This window comes from Escherichia sp. HH091_1A (genome assembly GCF_030295175.1).
GTDB classification, from domain to species: domain Bacteria; phylum Pseudomonadota; class Gammaproteobacteria; order Enterobacterales; family Enterobacteriaceae; genus Escherichia; species Escherichia coli_F.
Genome location: NZ_AP025747.1, coordinates 1,604,808 through 1,621,088 on the forward strand (window position 1 = coordinate 1,604,808; position 16,281 = coordinate 1,621,088).

A 16,281-nucleotide genomic window follows, 5' to 3' on the forward strand; every position below is an offset into this window, starting at 1 on the left:
AAAGTAATAACCGTTAAGGGTGTAGCCTATGATCAACACAAATATGAAATATTGGTCCTGGATGGGCGCATTTTCTCTGTCGATGCTCTTCTGGGCCGAACTCCTCTGGATCATTACTCACTGATTCCTGACCCCGCTGCGGCGGGGTTTTCATTTGCTTTGCCACAAGGTTTCTCCTCTTTTATCAATTTGGGTTGTTATCAAATCGTTACGCAATGTTTGTGTTATCTTTAATATTCACCCTGAAGAGAATCAGGGCTTCGCAACCCTGTCATTAAGGAGGAGCTATGTCGTCAACCCTACGAGAAGCCAGTAAGGACACGTTGCAGGCCAAAGATAAAACTTACCACTACTACAGCCTGCCGCTTGCTGCCAAATCACTGGGCGATATCACCCGTCTGCCTAAGTCACTCAAAGTTTTGCTCGAAAACCTGCTGCGCTGGCAGGATGGTAACTCGGTTACCGAAGAGGATATCTACGCGCTGGTGGGATGGCTGAAAAATGCCCATGCTGACCGTGAAATTGCCTACCGCCCGGCAAGGGTGCTGATGCAGGACTTTACCGGCGTACCTGCCGTTGTTGATCTGGCGGCAATGCGCGAAGCGGTTAAACGCCTCGGCGGCGATACTGCAAAGGTTAACCCGCTCTCACCGGTCGACCTGGTCATTGACCACTCGGTGACCGTCGATCGTTTTGGTGATGATGAGGCATTTGAAGAAAACGTGCGCCTGGAAATGGAGCGCAACCACGAACGTTATGTGTTCCTGAAATGGGGAAAGCAGGCGTTCAGTCGTTTTAGCGTCGTGCCGCCAGGCACAGGCATTTGCCATCAGGTTAACCTCGAATATCTCGGCAAAGCAGTGTGGAGCGAATTGCAGGACGGTGAATGGATTGCTTATCCGGATACACTCGTTGGTACTGACTCGCACACCACCATGATAAACGGCCTCGGCGTGCTGGGGTGGGGCGTTGGTGGGATCGAAGCCGAAGCCGCAATGTTAGGCCAGCCGGTTTCCATGCTTATCCCTGACGTAGTGGGCTTTAAACTCACCGGAAAATTACGTGAAGGTATTACCGCCACAGACCTGGTACTCACCGTTACCCAAATGCTGCGCAAACATGGCGTGGTGGGGAAATTCGTCGAATTTTATGGTGATGGGCTGGATTCACTACCGCTGGCGGATCGCGCCACCATTGCCAATATGTCGCCAGAATATGGTGCCACCTGTGGCTTCTTCCCAATCGATGCTGTCACCCTCGATTACATGCGTTTAAGCGGGCGCAGCGAAGATCAGGTCGAGTTGGTCGAAAAATATGCCAAAGCGCAGGGCATGTGGCGAAACCCGGGCGATGAACCGATTTTTACCAGTACGTTAGAACTGGATATGAATGACGTTGAAGCGAGCCTGGCAGGGCCAAAACGCCCACAGGATCGCGTTGCACTGCCCGATGTACCAAAAGCATTTGCCGCCAGTAACGAACTGGAAGTAAATGCCACGCATAAAGATCGCCAGCCGGTCGATTATGTTATGAACGGACATCAGTATCAGTTACCTGATGGCGCGGTGGTCATTGCTGCGATAACGTCGTGCACCAACACCTCTAACCCAAGTGTGCTGATGGCCGCAGGTTTGCTGGCGAAAAAAGCTGTAACTCTGGGCCTCAAGCGGCAACCGTGGGTCAAAGCGTCGCTGGCACCAGGCTCGAAAGTCGTTTCTGATTATCTGGCAAAAGCGAAACTGACACCGTATCTGGATGAACTGGGATTTAACCTTGTGGGATACGGTTGTACCACCTGTATTGGTAACTCTGGTCCATTGCCCGATCCTATCGAAACGGCAATCAAAAAAGGCGATTTAACCGTCGGTGCGGTGCTGTCCGGCAACCGTAACTTTGAAGGCCGTATCCATCCGCTGGTTAAAACTAACTGGCTGGCCTCGCCGCCGCTGGTGGTTGCCTATGCGCTGGCGGGAAATATGAATATTAACCTCGCTTCTGAGCCTATTGGTCACGATCGTAAAGGCGATCCGGTATATCTGAAAGATATCTGGCCATCGGCACAAGAAATTGCCCGTGCGGTAGAACAAGTCTCCACAGAAATGTTCCGCAAAGAGTACGCAGAAGTTTTTGAAGGCACGGCGGAATGGAAAGAGATTAACGTTGCGCGATCCGATACCTACGGTTGGCAGGAGGATTCAACCTATATTCGCTTATCGCCTTTCTTTGATGAAATGCAGGCAACACCAGCACCTGTGGAAGATATTCACGGTGCGCGGATCCTCGCAATGCTGGGGGATTCGGTTACCACTGACCACATTTCTCCGGCGGGCAGCATTAAGCCCGATAGCCCGGCGGGGCGATATCTACAAGGTCGGGGTGTTGAGCGCAAAGACTTTAACTCCTACGGTTCGCGGCGTGGTAACCATGAAGTGATGATGCGCGGCACCTTCGCCAATATTCGCATTCGTAATGAAATGGTGCCTGGCGTTGAAGGGGGGATGACGCGGCATCTACCTGACAGTGATGTCGTCTCTATTTATGATGCCGCGATGCGCTATAAGCAGGAGCAAACGCCGCTGGCGGTGATTGCCGGGAAAGAGTATGGATCAGGCTCCAGCCGTGACTGGGCAGCAAAAGGTCCGCGTCTGCTTGGTATTCGTGTTGTGATTGCCGAATCGTTTGAACGAATTCACCGTTCGAATTTAATTGGCATGGGCATCCTGCCGCTGGAATTTCCGCTAGGCGTGACGCGTAAAACGTTAGGGCTAATCGGGGAAGAGAAGATTGATATTGTCGATCTGCAAAGTCTACAACCCGGTGCGACGGTTCCGGTGACGTTTACGCGCGCGGATGGTAGCCAGGAAGTCGTACCCTGCTGTTGTCGTATCGACACCGCGACGGAGTTGACTTACTACCAGAACGACGGCATTTTGCATTATGTCATTCGTAATATGTTGAAGTAACGAGTATTTGCTTGCCGGTTATTTTGCTTCCGGCAAGCAAATGAATTAAACAATGCAAGAGGGTTATTTGTTCAGCAAATGACCCATTTTCTCGGCTTTGGTATCGAGATAATGTTCGTTATTGGGGTTACGACCTACAATCAACGGTACGCGTTCAACAATATTAATCCCTGCTTCGGTCAGAATTTCGACTTTTTTCGGGTTGTTGGTTAACAAGCGGACTTCATTGACGCCAAGGAGTTTGAACATATCAGCGCAAAGAGTGAAGTCGCGCTCATCAGCGGCGAAGCCTAACTGGTGGTTAGCCTCTACAGTATCGTAACCTTGATCCTGCAGTGCATAAGCGCGGATTTTATTCAGCAGACCAATGTTACGACCTTCCTGACGGTGATACAGCAAAATACCACGGCCTTCTTCGGCAATTTGCGTCAGTGCCGCTTCGAGCTGGAAGCCACAATCGCAGCGCAAGCTGAACAGGGCGTCACCGGTCAGACATTCGGAATGGACGCGCGCAAGTACCGGGGTATGCCCGGAAATATCGCCATAGACTAGCGCGACATGATCGTGTCCGGTTGCCAGTTCTTCAAATCCCACCATCAGGAAATCGCCCCATGGGGTTGGCAGTTTGGCTTCTGCCACACGTTTAAGCTGCATGAAATTCTCCAGATAATGCTGGTTCTGTATTGGCTTATTTTGCCATAACGAGAAGGGGTTCACCTAATCACGACGCGTCGATCGTTCACGGAATGGCACAAATCTGTCAATTTTTCCTGGAACTGGCATTTTCAGTTATGATTGTGGGACTTATCAAAAAGGAGATGCCATGCGTTCGATTGCCAGACGTACCGCAGTGGGAGCTGCACTATTGCTTGTTATGCCGGTAGCCGTATGGATTTCTGGCTGGCGTTGGCAACCTGGAGAACAAAGTTGGCTACTAAAAGCGGCTTTTTGGGTTACTGAAACTGTCACTCAGCCCTGGGGCGTCATTACACATTTGATTTTATTCGGCTGGTTTCTCTGGTGTCTGCGTTTTCGCATTAAGGCTGCCATTATGTTATTTGCCATTCTGGCGGCGGCAATCCTTGTGGGACAAGGCGTTAAATCCTGGATCAAAGACAAAGTCCAGGAACCACGACCTTTTGTAATCTGGCTGGAAAAAACACATCATATTCCGGTTGATGAGTTCTACACTTTAAAGCGAGCAGAACGCGGAAATTTAGTGAAAGAACAGTTGGCTGAAGAGAATAATATCCCACAATATTTGCGTTCACACTGGCAGAAAGAGACGGGGTTTGCCTTTCCTTCCGGTCACACGATGTTTGCTGCCAGTTGGGCGCTGCTGGCCGTTGGTTTGCTATGGCCGCGTCGGCGAACGTTAACTATTGCTATCTTGCTGGTATGGGCAACCGGAGTCATGGGAAGCCGCCTGCTGCTCGGGATGCATTGGCCACGCGATCTGGTGGTAGCTACGTTGATTTCGTGGGCGCTGGTGGCGGTGGCAACGTGGCTTGCGCAACGAATTTGTGGGCCATTAACACCACCTGCGGAAGAAAATCGCGAAATTGCACAACGAGAACAAGAAAGTTAACGCTGGTTGATTTTCTGAATTTAGCCCTTAAATCATCAACAATGCGCGTGGTTGCCATTTCGCAGACGGCGCGAAAATGGTACTTTAAAGGGCTATTGCGGTAAGTTGACCATAATTTATTCGCTCTAACCACATAACGGGAAGTAATGTGAAATATTTACTCATTTTCTTACTGGTGTTAGCGATCTTCGTGATTTCGGTCACGTTGGGTGCGCAGAACGATCAACAGGTGACGTTTAATTATCTGTTAGCGCAAGGGGAGTACCGTATTTCCACATTGCTGGCGGTATTGTTTGCTGCGGGGTTTGCTATCGGTTGGCTGATTTGCGGCCTGTTCTGGCTGCGAGTTCGTGTTTCCCTGGCGCGCGCTGAACGTAAAATAAAGCGACTGGAAAACCAGCTTTCACCCGCGACTGACGTGGCTGTAGCGCCGCATTCGTCAGCGGCGAAGGAATAACTTTCTATGCTGGAGTTGTTGTTTCTGCTTTTGCCTGTAGCCGCTGCCTATGGCTGGTATATGGGCCGCAGAAGTGCGCAACAAAACAAGCAAGATGAAGCCAACCGCTTGTCGCGTGATTACGTAGCGGGGGTTAACTTTCTGCTTAGTAATCAACAGGATAAAGCGGTAGACCTGTTTCTCGATATGCTTAAAGAGGATACGGGTACCGTTGAAGCCCACCTTACGCTCGGAAACCTGTTCCGTTCGCGTGGCGAAGTTGATCGCGCTATTCGCATCCATCAGACCCTAATGGAAAGCGCCTCGCTGACCTATGAACAGCGTCTGTTGGCGATTCAACAACTGGGGCGTGATTACATGGCCGCCGGGTTATACGACCGCGCGGAAGACATGTTCAATCAACTGACCGATGAAACTGACTTCCGCATTGGCGCGCTGCAACAGTTGCTACAAATCTACCAGGCTACCAGCGAGTGGCAGAAAGCAATTGATGTTGCCGAACGCCTGGTGAAGCTGGGTAAAGATAAGCAGCGCGTCGAAATTGCTCATTTCTACTGCGAGTTAGCCCTACAGCATATGGCCAGCGACGATCTCGATCGTGCCATGGCCTTGTTAAAAAAAGGTGCGGCGGCAGATAAAAACAGCGCCCGCGTATCCATCATGATGGGACGCGTATTTATGGCGAAAGGAGAATACGCCAAAGCCGTCGAAAGTTTGCAACGCGTGATATCCCAGGACAGAGAACTGGTCAGCGAAACGCTGGAAATGCTGCAAACCTGCTACCAGCAGTTGGGTAAAACTGCCGAATGGGCAGAGTTCCTGCAGCGCGCGGTGGAAGAGAACACCGGTGCCGATGCTGAACTAATGCTTGCGGACATCATCGAAGCGCGCGACGGTAGTGAGGCCGCACAGGTCTATATTACGCGTCAGCTTCAGCGTCATCCGACCATGCGTGTGTTCCATAAGCTAATGGATTACCACTTAAATGAAGCGGAAGAAGGGCGTGCCAAAGAGAGTCTGATGGTGCTGCGTGACATGGTTGGCGAGAAGGTGCGTAGTAAGCCTCGTTATCGCTGCCAGAAATGTGGTTTTACCGCATACACCCTCTACTGGCATTGTCCATCTTGTCGGGCCTGGTCAACCATTAAACCGATTCGCGGTCTTGATGGCCTGTAATTTTTAAAAAAATCCGACTTTAGTTACAACATACTTATTATTAATGTTCCATTGTGCTCCGGTAACTCGGGCGCAGAAAAGCCTGCCAGGGGAGAAATCGCAACTGTTAATTTTTTATTTCCACGGGTAGAATGCTCGCCGTTTACCTGTTTCGCGCCACTTCCGGTGCCCATCATCAAGAAGGTCTGGTCATGACGTTAACTGCTTCATCTTCTTCCCGCGCTGTTACGAATTCTCCTGTGGTTGTTGCCCTTGATTATCATAATCGTGATGCCGCGCTGGCCTTTGTCGACAAGATCGACCCACGCGATTGTCGTCTGAAAGTCGGCAAAGAGATGTTTACGCTGTTTGGACCTCAATTTGTACGCGAACTTCAACAGCGTGGTTTTGATATCTTCCTCGACCTGAAATTTCACGATATTCCCAACACTGCAGCGCACGCTGTCGCCGCTGCAGCTGACTTAGGCGTGTGGATGGTGAATGTTCACGCCTCCGGTGGGGCGCGTATGATGACCGCAGCGCGTGAGGCACTCGTCCCGTTTGGCAAAGATGCACCGCTTTTGATTGCTGTGACGGTGTTGACCAGCATGGAAGCCAGCGACCTGGCCGATCTTGGCGTGACGCTGTCACCTGCAGATTATGCAGAACGTCTGGCGGCACTGACGCAAAAATGTGGCCTTGATGGTGTGGTGTGTTCTGCTCAGGAAGCTGTGCGCTTTAAACAGGTATTCGGTCAGGAGTTCAAACTGGTTACGCCGGGCATTCGTCCGCAGGGGAGTGAAGCTGGTGACCAGCGCCGCATTATGACGCCAGAACAGGCGTTGGCGGCTGGTGTTGATTATATGGTGATTGGTCGCCCGGTAACGCAATCGGTAGATCCAGCGCAAACGCTGAAAGCGATCAACGCCTCTTTACAGCGGAGTGCATGATGAGTGATTCCAACAGCCGTCTGGTCTACTCAACGGAAACCGGACGTATTGATGAGCCAAAAGCGGCCCCTGTACGCCCTAAAGGCGACGGTGTGGTGCGTATTCAGCGTCAGACCAGTGGACGTAAAGGTAAGGGCGTTTGCTTGATTACCGGTGTCGATCTCGATGATGCCGAACTGACAAAACTGGCAGCGGAACTGAAGAAAAAATGCGGCTGCGGCGGGGCAGTTAAAGATGGAATTATTGAAATCCAGGGTGATAAGCGCGATTTATTAAAATCACTGCTTGAAGCGAAAGGGATGAAGGTAAAACTCGCCGGCGGTTAACATAAAAAGCCACGGATATATCCGTGGCTTTAGAATATTTTACTGTGTGTATTATTCAGTTATTTCGTACTGAACAGAATCAAGCGTATTATAATTGCGAGTCGATAATCGACATTTATTTACGATTATTTACCGACCTGGTGACCAATAACACCACCGACGGCTGCACCACCTAATGTACCCAGCGTACTGCCATCGGTCAGTACTGCACCGCCTAATGCACCTGCGCCCGCGCCAATTGCGGTGTTACGGTCTCGTTTAGACCAGTTAGAACAGGCACTCAGAGACATTGCCAGGGTTATTGCCAGAACAGCCGCGGTCATTTTTTTGCTCGTTACAAACATAATACTCTCTCCTGAATTTATGATTCACGGAAGTAAGCTCTCTATAACTATAATAGCTAAGAATAAGCCTGGTGAAATTATTCCGTGAAATCCGCTCGCGCGCAGGGTTATATCACGCAGGTGATAATGACCTCCTGTTATATCGCTGACAATAATTTTATATCTTGAGAGTGTTAATAACAGGTAAATAGTCTTAATTATCAACCAGGAATCATCTTAGAGCGGATGATTTGCAAAACAGCAAATCATCCGTAGAGAAGGGAAATGGTTAAATGTCAACGACGTGAACGGTGAGTTTACTGTGCTCAAGATGCATCAGATCGCTGGCGCGTATTTTCGAATCGGTAATCACGCGATTGAATCGCTCAACGGGGCCGATGGAGTATGAATGTACAGCACCAAATTTCGAACTGTCAGTCAGGACTATCGCTTCGCACTCTTTTTCCAGCACGGCATTGACCACATCGGTACGCATCATATCGCGACCGGTAAACCCAGTTTCAGGCTGCCAGCCATCAATACCAATAAATGCCTTGCTGAAATGCACCTGTTGGATGCAATGACGTGTCAAAGGGCCAACCATACTTTCGCTTTTTTTCTGGTACACGCCACCGAGTAAAATGACTTCATAAGGCGCGTCTTTCAGCAAATGTGCAATATAGCTGCTGACCGTGATGATCGTGACATTTTTCTTCTGCTCGCCCAGAGTCCGGGCGAGCAGGGCATTGCTGCTGCCATTTTCGATAAAGATGGTTTCGCCCGGTTGAACCAGTGACGCGGCAAACTCGGCGAGTTCACGCTTCAGCGTATAGTTGTTCATCATACGGGTTTCGACGTCATCACTATCAAGCGAAACTGCAAAACCATGTGCACGGCGGAGGTAACTCAGTTTTTCGAGGGTGTTGAGATCCTGGCGAATGGTAACTTCAGAAACTCCAGTGGCTTTTGCCAGATCGGTTACGCTAACCTGACCCTGGTCAATGACCATCTGTAGAATAGTTTGTTGTCGGGAATTCATCGCTGTAATTCTTATAACGTTATAATACTTAATAAAAAAATACTGACGCGCCGGGCATCCTCAAATAGGAAAACCTGAAGGCACGATTGTTAAATCTCCCACGGTGCCTTCGGGATGTCTGGCGTAGATTCAGCAACCTGGCGCAAGAGTTCTGCTTTAAGTATCTCGAGATTATGGATCGCAGAGTGGTAATCGCCTGCCACAAGGATATCTAACACAATATCAATACGTTCGGCAACGCGCTGGGCATCAAATTCAGACATCAAGGACATCCTTATAGCAAAAGGGGGAAAGTGAATAATGCAAAAATTGCCGCTAAAAGAGAAGTGTTTAACGGCAACGGCTAATTATCATCCGGGAATACGATATATAATGACGGAATACATCGCTAAGTATATATATTCATCTACTTATGAGCGCTTCAGATAGCGTTTATACCAGCGTTCGAAGGCGACGGCGGGCATCGGTTTGGCAAACAAAAATCCTTGCCGCTCATTGATCCCGTTCTTGGTTAAAAAAGCATCTTCCTTTTTACTCTCCACTCCTTCAGCGATCACCTGAAGATTCAATGCCTGGGCCACAGCGACGATCGCCCGGACCAGCGACTGCGATACAGGTTGTTTGTGAATATCTCGAACAAAAACCTGGTCAAGTTTAATCGCATCGATCGGAAAGCGCGCCAGTTGCGAAAGTGAAGAGTAGCCGGTACCAAAATCGTCCAGATGCACTTGCGCACCTAGTTGGCTAAATTGTTGAATAACAGACAGTGCCAGTTCATCATTCTCAATCAGGCAGCTCTCCGTCAGTTCAACATCAATAGGGCAGTATTCAAAATTGAGTTCCTGGAGAACCTGTTTCAGGGCGGTGAAAATGGTTTGATCGGCGAGCTGACGTGCAGAAATGTTTACCGCCACTCGCAGGTTAATGCCTTTATCCCGCCACTTCGCCACCTGGCGTACGACATCGAGAATCACCCAACGGCCTAAAGGCACAATTAGCCCTGACTCTTCGGCGTAGGAAATAAAGTCCAACGGTGGAATCAACCCACGTTCAGGTGACTGCCAACGTACTAAAGCTTCCAGACTGCGTACTTCGCCACGCCAAGTGATTTTCGGTTGATAGTGAATAACCAACTGATCGTTTTCCAGTGCTTTACGCAAGTTGGTATCCAGCCAGAGATATTCAAATACCCGCTGATTCATTTCTGGGGTAAAAACGCAAAATTGTCCTCGTCCGCCTTCCTTCGCTGTGTACATTGCTGTGTCGGCGTGACGAATAATAGCCGCGCTGTCCGAACCATGTTCGGGAGAGAGTGAAATACCCACTGAACAGCTGGTATAAACTTCAATTAAACCAATGCGGAAGGGGAGTCGTAAGCGGGTCAAAATTCGTGATGCCATTGCTTCCAGCGCGCTTTGTGAGGTATTGGATGCCAGTACCAGAAACTCATCGCCACCTGGACGCGCCAACACCTGATCATGTTCGAGACAGCTTAAAATGGCCAATGACACTTCGCGTAATAGCTGGTCACCAAACAAATGCCCATAAGCGTCGTTGACCTTTTTAAAATTATCCAAATCAAGATACACAACCCCAACTTTATTGTTATCTGCCTGATTAATGGCGTGATCGATTAACTCCTGCATTGCGTTACGATTCGGCAGTCCGGTGATACTGTCGGTATTTGCCAGAATACGCAGTCGCTCCTGAGCGCGGCGCTCTTCGGTAATGTCGGTGCCGGAACAGATTAAAAAAATCTCGTTCTTGCCACTGCCGCTGTGGACAAATTTATTGCGAAACAGAAACAGCCGCTGGCCTTTACGTGTTGGTATCCACAGTTCGACTTCATATGCATTGCCGCTTCGAAAAAATACACGGTTATTGCGCCTGGATGCCGCAGCTTCACGACGGCTCATAAACAGTTTAAACACGCTTTGCCCAATGACGTCGTGTTCTTTCAACCCTGTGTAATCTTCACATAACCGATTGAAGCGTTGGATATTCCCCCGACTGTCGAGAATCACTATTGCGGAATGTGCTTCAGAAACTACCTGCTCAGCAAAGGAAAGCCCGTGTGATAAATCACGAGCAACCGCCGGTGTGTCATGCCATGCCGACGCGTTGCCAGCCCATTCCCGTTTATTGATTTTTCGTCCTACCAGATGCACAGAAAGATCGCTTTCATCGACGGTCAGACTCATCATCAGGCTGGAAGTGATGACCGTCATTTCCCTGATGCGAGCAGCCTGTTCGGCAGATAACTGCAACGTACGTTCAGGTTCTGTGGTTTCGGTGGTAGAAAAGCGCAAAACATCGCTGCTTTCCGTCAACCGCCAGTATGGATTGTGCGATCCGAGAAAGTTGTACAACGTTGTGGACTCCCTAACGGTTTTCATGATGCATATCCTCCGGTTAACAGCGGAGTTCGCGGTTAAATAAAAGGAACAACATGACTTACATGAAATTAACGGCGGCTAAACGCATTGTTTTTTTTATCTATTTATTTGTAATCCAGTTTTGGAAAAACGCCAGTTTTCAAACGAAAGTCAGTTAAAAATCTGCCGGGATATGGCGAAGGTGGAGCGGGGAAATAAACGGCCCATTCATGAGGAATGGGCCGTGAAAGGAGATTACGCGACCGGGCGTGCAATAATGCTGCGGGTTTCCATGCGGACTTCGGCAATGGTGACGTCAATAACGTCGGTCACTTTGTAAGCCGTTTCACCTTTAATTTGTACAGTGCCGTTTTCCTGGCTGCAAACCAGTTCATCGCGCACAGCGTGTAAGAAAGGTGCTGGAATAAAGGCGATAGCGCCGTTATCAACCAAACGCACACGCATGCCGCCACGGCTGATATCGACAATTTCCGCCGCGAAACGGGTGTCGGTCCCGGCTTTGTCTTTCAGGAAGCGTGCGTATAACCAGTCGCCAACATCACGTTCTGCCATTCGGTTGAGACGGCGACGCTCGGCCATTTGGACAGTGATTTCATCCTGCGGACGCGTCGCAGTTTCGCCTTTGATAACCGCTTTCAGCAGACGGTGGTTGATCATGTCGCCATATTTACGGATTGGCGAAGTCCAGGTGGCGTATGCTTCCAGACCGAGGCCAAAGTGAGGACCGGGTTCAGTGCTAATTTCAGCAAATGACTGGAAGCGACGAATGCGGCTGTCGAGGAAACCAGTTGGTTGCGCATCCAGTTCACGACGCAGTTTGCAGAAACCGTCCAGCGTGAGCACTTCTTCGGCATCGACATGCAGACCATGGGTTTTCAGCAACGCCGCCAGCGCGTCGGCATTCGCCGGATCAAAGCCCATATGCACGTTATAGATGCCAAAACCGAGCTTATCGCGCAGTACGCGGGCCGCACAAATGTTAGCGGCAATCATCGCTTCTTCGACGATACGATTGGCAATGCGACGAGGCTCGGCGACGATATCCAGCACTTCACCTTTTTCACCGAGAATAAAGCGGTAATCCGGGCGATCTTTAAATACCAGTGCGTGGTTATTACGCCACTCGCCACGGCGTTGGCAAATTTGCGCTAACAAACGGACTTGTTCGGCAATTGCTTCACTTTCAGGCTGCCAGTCACCGGTATTTTCCAGCCAGTCAGAGACCTGGTCATACACCAGCTTCGCTTTGGATTCGATGGTGGCGGCAAAGAATTCGATATTATCTTCAATGGTGCCATCAGCGGAGAGCGTCATGCGGCATGCCAGTACCGGGCGGACTTCATTGGCGCGCAGTGAGCAGAGATCGTCAGAAAGCTCGCGAGGCAGCATAGGGATGTTGAAGCCAGGCAGATAGTTGGTGAATGCGCGAATTTTCGCGGCTTTGTCCAGCTTGCTGCCTTCAGCAATCCACGCGGTTGGATCGGCAATCGCCACAATCAGCTGAAGTTTGTCATCCGGCAACGCCTTAGCGAAAAGGGCGTCATCCATATCTTCAGTGCTGGCACTGTCGATGGTGACAAAATCCAGCGCTGTCAGATCTTCACGAACCAGACCTTCATCGAGCATTTCGGTAGCGACGCCGTCTGGTGCTTCTTTTTCCAGGTTATGGCGCGCCAGGGTAACCCACCACGGTACAAAGTGGTCGTCACCAAAAGTGATGTATTGTGTTAGTTCAGCATAGAAAGAACGATCGCCTTTCAGCGGATGACGGCGCATTTCGGCAACCGCCCAGTCGCCTTCTTTAAACTCGTGGTTCAGGCCACGGGCTGCGCGGCAAGGAATGGCGTCTTTTAAGAGTGGATGATCAGGAACGATGGCCAGACGGTCATTTTTGCCCTGAACTTTACCCACGAAACGAGTCAGAAACGGTTCAACCAGTTCTTCTGGCTCTGCGGATTCACGTTCTTTTTCACTGTGGATCACCGCGATAATTCGGTCGCCATGCATGACTTTTTTCATCTGCGGCGGCGGAATGAAATAACTTTTTTGCGCGTCGACTTCCAGGAAGCCAAAGCCTTTTTCTGTGGCTTTTACCACCCCTTCAGCGCGTGGCGTCTGGGAATGCAGTTGCTGTTTAAGCTGCGCTAGCAGCGGGTTGTCCTGAAACATAATTGTCTATTTTGGTGGCCATTAGAGCGGCTGACAGTTTTACGCGAATCTGTCTGACGCGGCAAGGTTAATATGTCTCACCCAACGCGATTTTTAAGCGATTTATCCAGCCACACAGCCCGCTCCATACCAGCAGATTAATAATCTGCGTTGATGATTTTTCGTGTTCGAGTAATGGGCTGAACTGGGCGGCGCTAAAGCGATCGGGTGCTCGGGTCAGCCATTGTATCGCCTGAACGGTAGCGCGCTCAACAGAATCACGGTCAGCCCATTGGTTAATTTCATTTTCGCCCTTGCGCAGAAGGGGGCTGATTTTTTTATATTCATTTGATGAATTCATACAGGCAGCAAAACAGGCAGGACTGCCATTAATACGCGCGAATAACAACGCCGCAAGCTTATTATCCGGCTGTGTATTGACCCGTGTGCTGTTTAACAACTTTTCGAGAAGGGAAAGTGAAATAGGGTGGAGAGAGAGTGTTTCGGTCAGTTGGCAAAGTTCTGCATTAGAACTTTTTGTGTGCTCTTCAGGTAGTTTTTCCACCTCATAGCTGCTTCGCCAGCGTATTGATTCATCAGCAAACAGTGACGCGTCGGCGTAGTTTTGTATCTCCAGACCGGGTAACCAGCGTACCGAATGCCCGAGATAAGCCTGAAATGTCGCAATTGTCCGCGCCTGAAAGCCAATAAAACCAATTATTTGGTTGATTATCACACAGTCCCAGGCAGTAAGACCGACGTCATTCAGATGTTGGCGCGATCGGTTGTCGATAATAGAAGGCGAGCTGGCCAGTTGGCGGGCATATTGCGTGATTTGTGCCAACCGATGATTACTTTCCCTGGAGGAATCAGGCCCGGGGAGCGGCGTAAGTCGCGCCGAATAGTAGTTACATAACCGCTGGACGCCGCAAACCTGAGCAACCGTCAGGGCCGTCGACAAGCGTTCATAAGCGGTGAAGGTCTGTGAACGGGTCACAGTAAGCTGGTCAGGGAACAACTCCGCTGCAAGAATGCGCGCCGGGACCATCCATGAAAGGAAGGGGGCCAGCGTTTCTTCATCAAGGATCACGTCGAGCAGAAAGGGATCGCGAACCTTTGCGGCTTCCGGGACCAGAGGCAGAACGTCATTCTCCGCAGTACTGGATTGCGTTTCATGATACCAGTGGCTTTTGCCGGTGATGTGGCGTTGTTCCATGGGCGCTCCTTGGTCGTAAAGGAAATCGTTATCCTGACGCAAGGCGGGAAGGGGAGAAAGACGGATCGGCGATAACAAATATCAGAAAGGTATAACAGAGATAATGGGCGGCAGAACGCCGCCCATCTTGACCAACAGAACGATTATTTCAGTTCGAGTTCGTTCATTGCAGCGATGCTGAAACCGCCGTCAACGTGGACCACTTCACCGGAGATACCGGCAGAGAGATCGGAGCACAGGAATGCCGCAGAGTTACCCACATCTTCAATAGTAACGGTACGGCGAATCGGGGTAACGGCTTCGCAATGAGCCAGCATTTTGCGGAAGTCTTTGATACCGGAAGCCGCCAGAGTACGGATCGGACCAGCAGAGATGGCGTTAACACGCACACCTTCCGGACCCATCGCGTTCGCCATATAGCGCACGTTCGCTTCCAGAGACGCTTTTGCCAGACCCATAACGTTGTAGTTCGGGATAGCGCGCTCAGCGCCAAGGTAGGAAAGGGTCAGCAGGGCAGAGCCCGGATTCAGCATGGAGCGGCAAGCTTTTGCCATTGCAACGAAGCTGTAGGAGCTGATGTCGTGGGCAATTTTGAAGCCTTCACGAGTAACGGCGTTAACATAGTCACCATCCAGCTGATCGCCCGGTGCAAAACCAATGGAATGTACAAAGCCGTCAAATTTCGGCCAAACTTTACCCAGTTCAGCGAACATGGTGTCGATGCTGGCATCTTCTGCAACATCGCACTGCAGAACGATGTCAGAACCCAATTGAGCGGCAAATTCTTCTACGCGGCCTTTCAGTTTGTCGTTCTGGTAGGTGAATGCCAGTTCAGCTCCTTCGCGGTGCATCGCCTGAGCGATACCGTAGGCGATGGACAGTTTGCTGGCAACACCGGTTACCAGAATGCGCTTACCGGAAAGAAAACCCATAGCTTTAATCCTTATTGTTGATGCTTGTTGTTGCCTGAAAATCAGGCGATTCGTCGTTTGAATAAACAGTACGAACAGATAAACGGTTATTATAATCAACCTGGGTGTGAGTGGCTATAGTTGGCAGGAATGTGGGCACGGGTGTGCGCTTTTCCCCTCACCCTAACCCTCTCCCCAGAGGGGCGAGGGGACCGATTGTGCGCGTTGTCACCCCAGCAACAAACAGGCACATACAGCCCCCATGCCCTTTCAGGGAGAGGGTAACAGGCGGCTCAGTTCCTGCAGAATGATCCCCGGCACCGCTTGTTCATTTGCCTGCGCAGCAACAAACAGGCACATACAGCCCCCTCGCCCTTTCAGGGAGAGGGTTGGGGTGAGGGTGACCGGCGGCTCAGTTCCTGCAGAATCTCCCCCAGAACCGCCTCTTCATTATGATCGATCTCGTTATTCCAGAAACGCAGCACGGTCCAGCCCTGGGACTCAAGCCAGCGCGTGCGCCTGGTATCATACGCGATAGCTGAATCATGTTGCCCACCATCAAGCTCTACCGCTAAACGTGCAGAGCAACAGGCAAAATCGAGAATGTAATTCCCCACCGGATGTTGACGGCGAAATTTGAAATCAGCAAAACGTCGGCTGCGAAGATATCGCCAGAACTTTCGCTCCTGCGGGGTGAGGTTGCGTCTTAAATCGCGGGCATTTGCTTTTATTTTATCCATCCCTTCATTCTGACAGGATGAATTTCCCTGTCAGAATGAGGTGAATATTCTGCAAGCTTGATTCAGAAA

18 protein-coding genes are annotated in these 16,281 nt (G+C 50.3%); 9 read left to right on the forward strand and 9 right to left on the reverse strand.

Annotated features, from left to right (window positions below; translation table 11 throughout):
- Positions 1-28 precede the first annotated feature (28 nt).
- Together ymiC and acnA are read left to right on the forward strand one after the other, a co-directional pair.
- Positions 29-124, forward strand: a complete 96-nt coding sequence (ymiC, locus tag QUF14_RS07915; protein WP_001310756.1) for a small membrane protein YmiC — start codon at positions 29-31, stop codon at positions 122-124.
- Positions 125-287: 163 nt separating this feature from the next.
- Positions 288-2,963, forward strand: coding sequence for an aconitate hydratase AcnA (gene acnA, locus QUF14_RS07920; RefSeq protein ID WP_000099555.1), 2,676 nt, complete (start codon positions 288-290; stop codon positions 2,961-2,963).
- A gap of 63 nt (positions 2,964-3,026) precedes the next feature.
- On the opposite strand, the gene ribA is transcribed toward acnA, so the two are convergent.
- Positions 3,027-3,617 carry a GTP cyclohydrolase II gene (ribA, locus tag QUF14_RS07925; RefSeq protein ID WP_001176295.1) on the reverse strand — a complete coding sequence of 197 codons (591 nt, stop codon included), beginning with the start codon at positions 3,615-3,617 and terminating at the stop codon, positions 3,027-3,029.
- A gap of 169 nt (positions 3,618-3,786) precedes the next feature.
- Here ribA and pgpB point away from each other — a divergent pair, with 169 nt between their 5' ends.
- The 5 genes from pgpB to yciH all read left to right on the forward strand — a co-directional run bounded on the left by pgpB (position 3,787) and on the right by yciH (position 7,439).
- Positions 3,787-4,551 carry a phosphatidylglycerophosphatase B gene (gene pgpB, locus QUF14_RS07930; protein WP_001256551.1) on the forward strand — a complete coding sequence of 255 codons (765 nt, stop codon included), beginning with the start codon at positions 3,787-3,789 and terminating at the stop codon, positions 4,549-4,551.
- Positions 4,552-4,699: 148 nt separating this feature from the next.
- Positions 4,700-5,008 (forward strand): lipopolysaccharide assembly protein LapA, encoded by a 309-nt coding sequence (lapA, locus tag QUF14_RS07935; protein WP_000876284.1) that lies wholly within the window; start codon positions 4,700-4,702, stop codon positions 5,006-5,008.
- A gap of 6 nt (positions 5,009-5,014) precedes the next feature.
- Entirely contained in the window at positions 5,015-6,184 is a 1,170-nt protein-coding gene (gene lapB, locus QUF14_RS07940; protein ID WP_000891338.1) for a lipopolysaccharide assembly protein LapB, read from the forward strand.
- A 191-nt stretch (positions 6,185-6,375) separates the two neighbouring features.
- Positions 6,376-7,113: an orotidine-5'-phosphate decarboxylase gene (gene pyrF / locus QUF14_RS07945; protein WP_000176265.1), complete on the forward strand. Its 738-nt coding sequence runs from the start codon at positions 6,376-6,378 to the stop codon at positions 7,111-7,113.
- Entirely contained in the window at positions 7,113-7,439 is a 327-nt protein-coding gene (gene yciH / locus QUF14_RS07950) for a stress response translation initiation inhibitor YciH (protein ID WP_001353236.1), read from the forward strand. The genes pyrF and yciH overlap by 1 nt, the downstream gene beginning before the upstream one ends.
- Positions 7,440-7,564: 125 nt before the next feature.
- Here the strand turns inward: yciH and osmB are convergent, their stop codons facing one another.
- The 3 genes from osmB to QUF14_RS07965 all read right to left on the reverse strand — a co-directional run bounded on the left by osmB (position 7,565) and on the right by QUF14_RS07965 (position 9,064).
- Entirely contained in the window at positions 7,565-7,783 is a 219-nt protein-coding gene (gene osmB / locus QUF14_RS07955; RefSeq protein ID WP_000498253.1) for an osmotically-inducible lipoprotein OsmB, read from the reverse strand.
- 268 nt (positions 7,784-8,051) lie between these two features.
- Positions 8,052-8,801, reverse strand: a complete 750-nt coding sequence (gene yciT / locus QUF14_RS07960) for a DNA-binding transcriptional regulator YciT (RefSeq protein ID WP_001088605.1) — start codon at positions 8,799-8,801, stop codon at positions 8,052-8,054.
- 89 nt (positions 8,802-8,890) lie between these two features.
- On the reverse strand, positions 8,891-9,064 hold the full coding sequence (locus QUF14_RS07965; protein ID WP_001288368.1) for a YciZ family protein: 174 nt from the start codon (positions 9,062-9,064) through the stop codon (positions 8,891-8,893).
- A gap of 37 nt (positions 9,065-9,101) precedes the next feature.
- Between QUF14_RS07965 and ymiD the strand changes: the two genes are divergently transcribed.
- Positions 9,102-9,230: a protein YmiD gene (gene ymiD, locus QUF14_RS07970; RefSeq protein WP_213054491.1), complete on the forward strand. Its 129-nt coding sequence runs from the start codon at positions 9,102-9,104 to the stop codon at positions 9,228-9,230.
- On the opposite strand, the gene pdeR is transcribed toward ymiD, so the two are convergent.
- A complete protein-coding gene (pdeR, locus tag QUF14_RS07975; protein WP_000859969.1) occupies positions 9,212-11,197 on the reverse strand; it encodes a cyclic di-GMP phosphodiesterase in 1,986 nt (661 codons plus the stop codon). The genes ymiD and pdeR overlap by 19 nt on opposite strands.
- Before the next feature lie 53 nt (positions 11,198-11,250).
- Here pdeR and QUF14_RS07980 point away from each other — a divergent pair, with 53 nt between their 5' ends.
- Positions 11,251-11,355 (forward strand): hypothetical protein, encoded by a 105-nt coding sequence (locus QUF14_RS07980; RefSeq protein ID WP_000221855.1) that lies wholly within the window; start codon positions 11,251-11,253, stop codon positions 11,353-11,355.
- A 76-nt stretch (positions 11,356-11,431) separates the two neighbouring features.
- Here the strand turns inward: QUF14_RS07980 and rnb are convergent, their stop codons facing one another.
- From rnb to QUF14_RS08000, 4 genes are all read right to left on the reverse strand, one after another.
- On the reverse strand, positions 11,432-13,366 hold the full coding sequence (gene rnb, locus QUF14_RS07985) for an exoribonuclease II (RefSeq protein ID WP_000484993.1): 1,935 nt from the start codon (positions 13,364-13,366) through the stop codon (positions 11,432-11,434).
- 67 nt (positions 13,367-13,433) lie between these two features.
- Positions 13,434-14,561, reverse strand: a complete 1,128-nt coding sequence (locus tag QUF14_RS07990) for a carboxymuconolactone decarboxylase family protein (protein WP_100733957.1) — start codon at positions 14,559-14,561, stop codon at positions 13,434-13,436.
- A gap of 143 nt (positions 14,562-14,704) precedes the next feature.
- Entirely contained in the window at positions 14,705-15,493 is a 789-nt protein-coding gene (gene fabI / locus QUF14_RS07995; protein WP_000506490.1) for an enoyl-ACP reductase FabI, read from the reverse strand.
- Positions 15,494-15,849: 356 nt separating this feature from the next.
- The gene (locus QUF14_RS08000) at positions 15,850-16,212 is read right to left on the reverse strand and encodes a DUF559 domain-containing protein (RefSeq protein WP_000357889.1); all 363 of its coding nucleotides are present in this window, start codon (positions 16,210-16,212) and stop codon (positions 15,850-15,852) included.
- Positions 16,213-16,281: the final 69 nt, after the last annotated feature.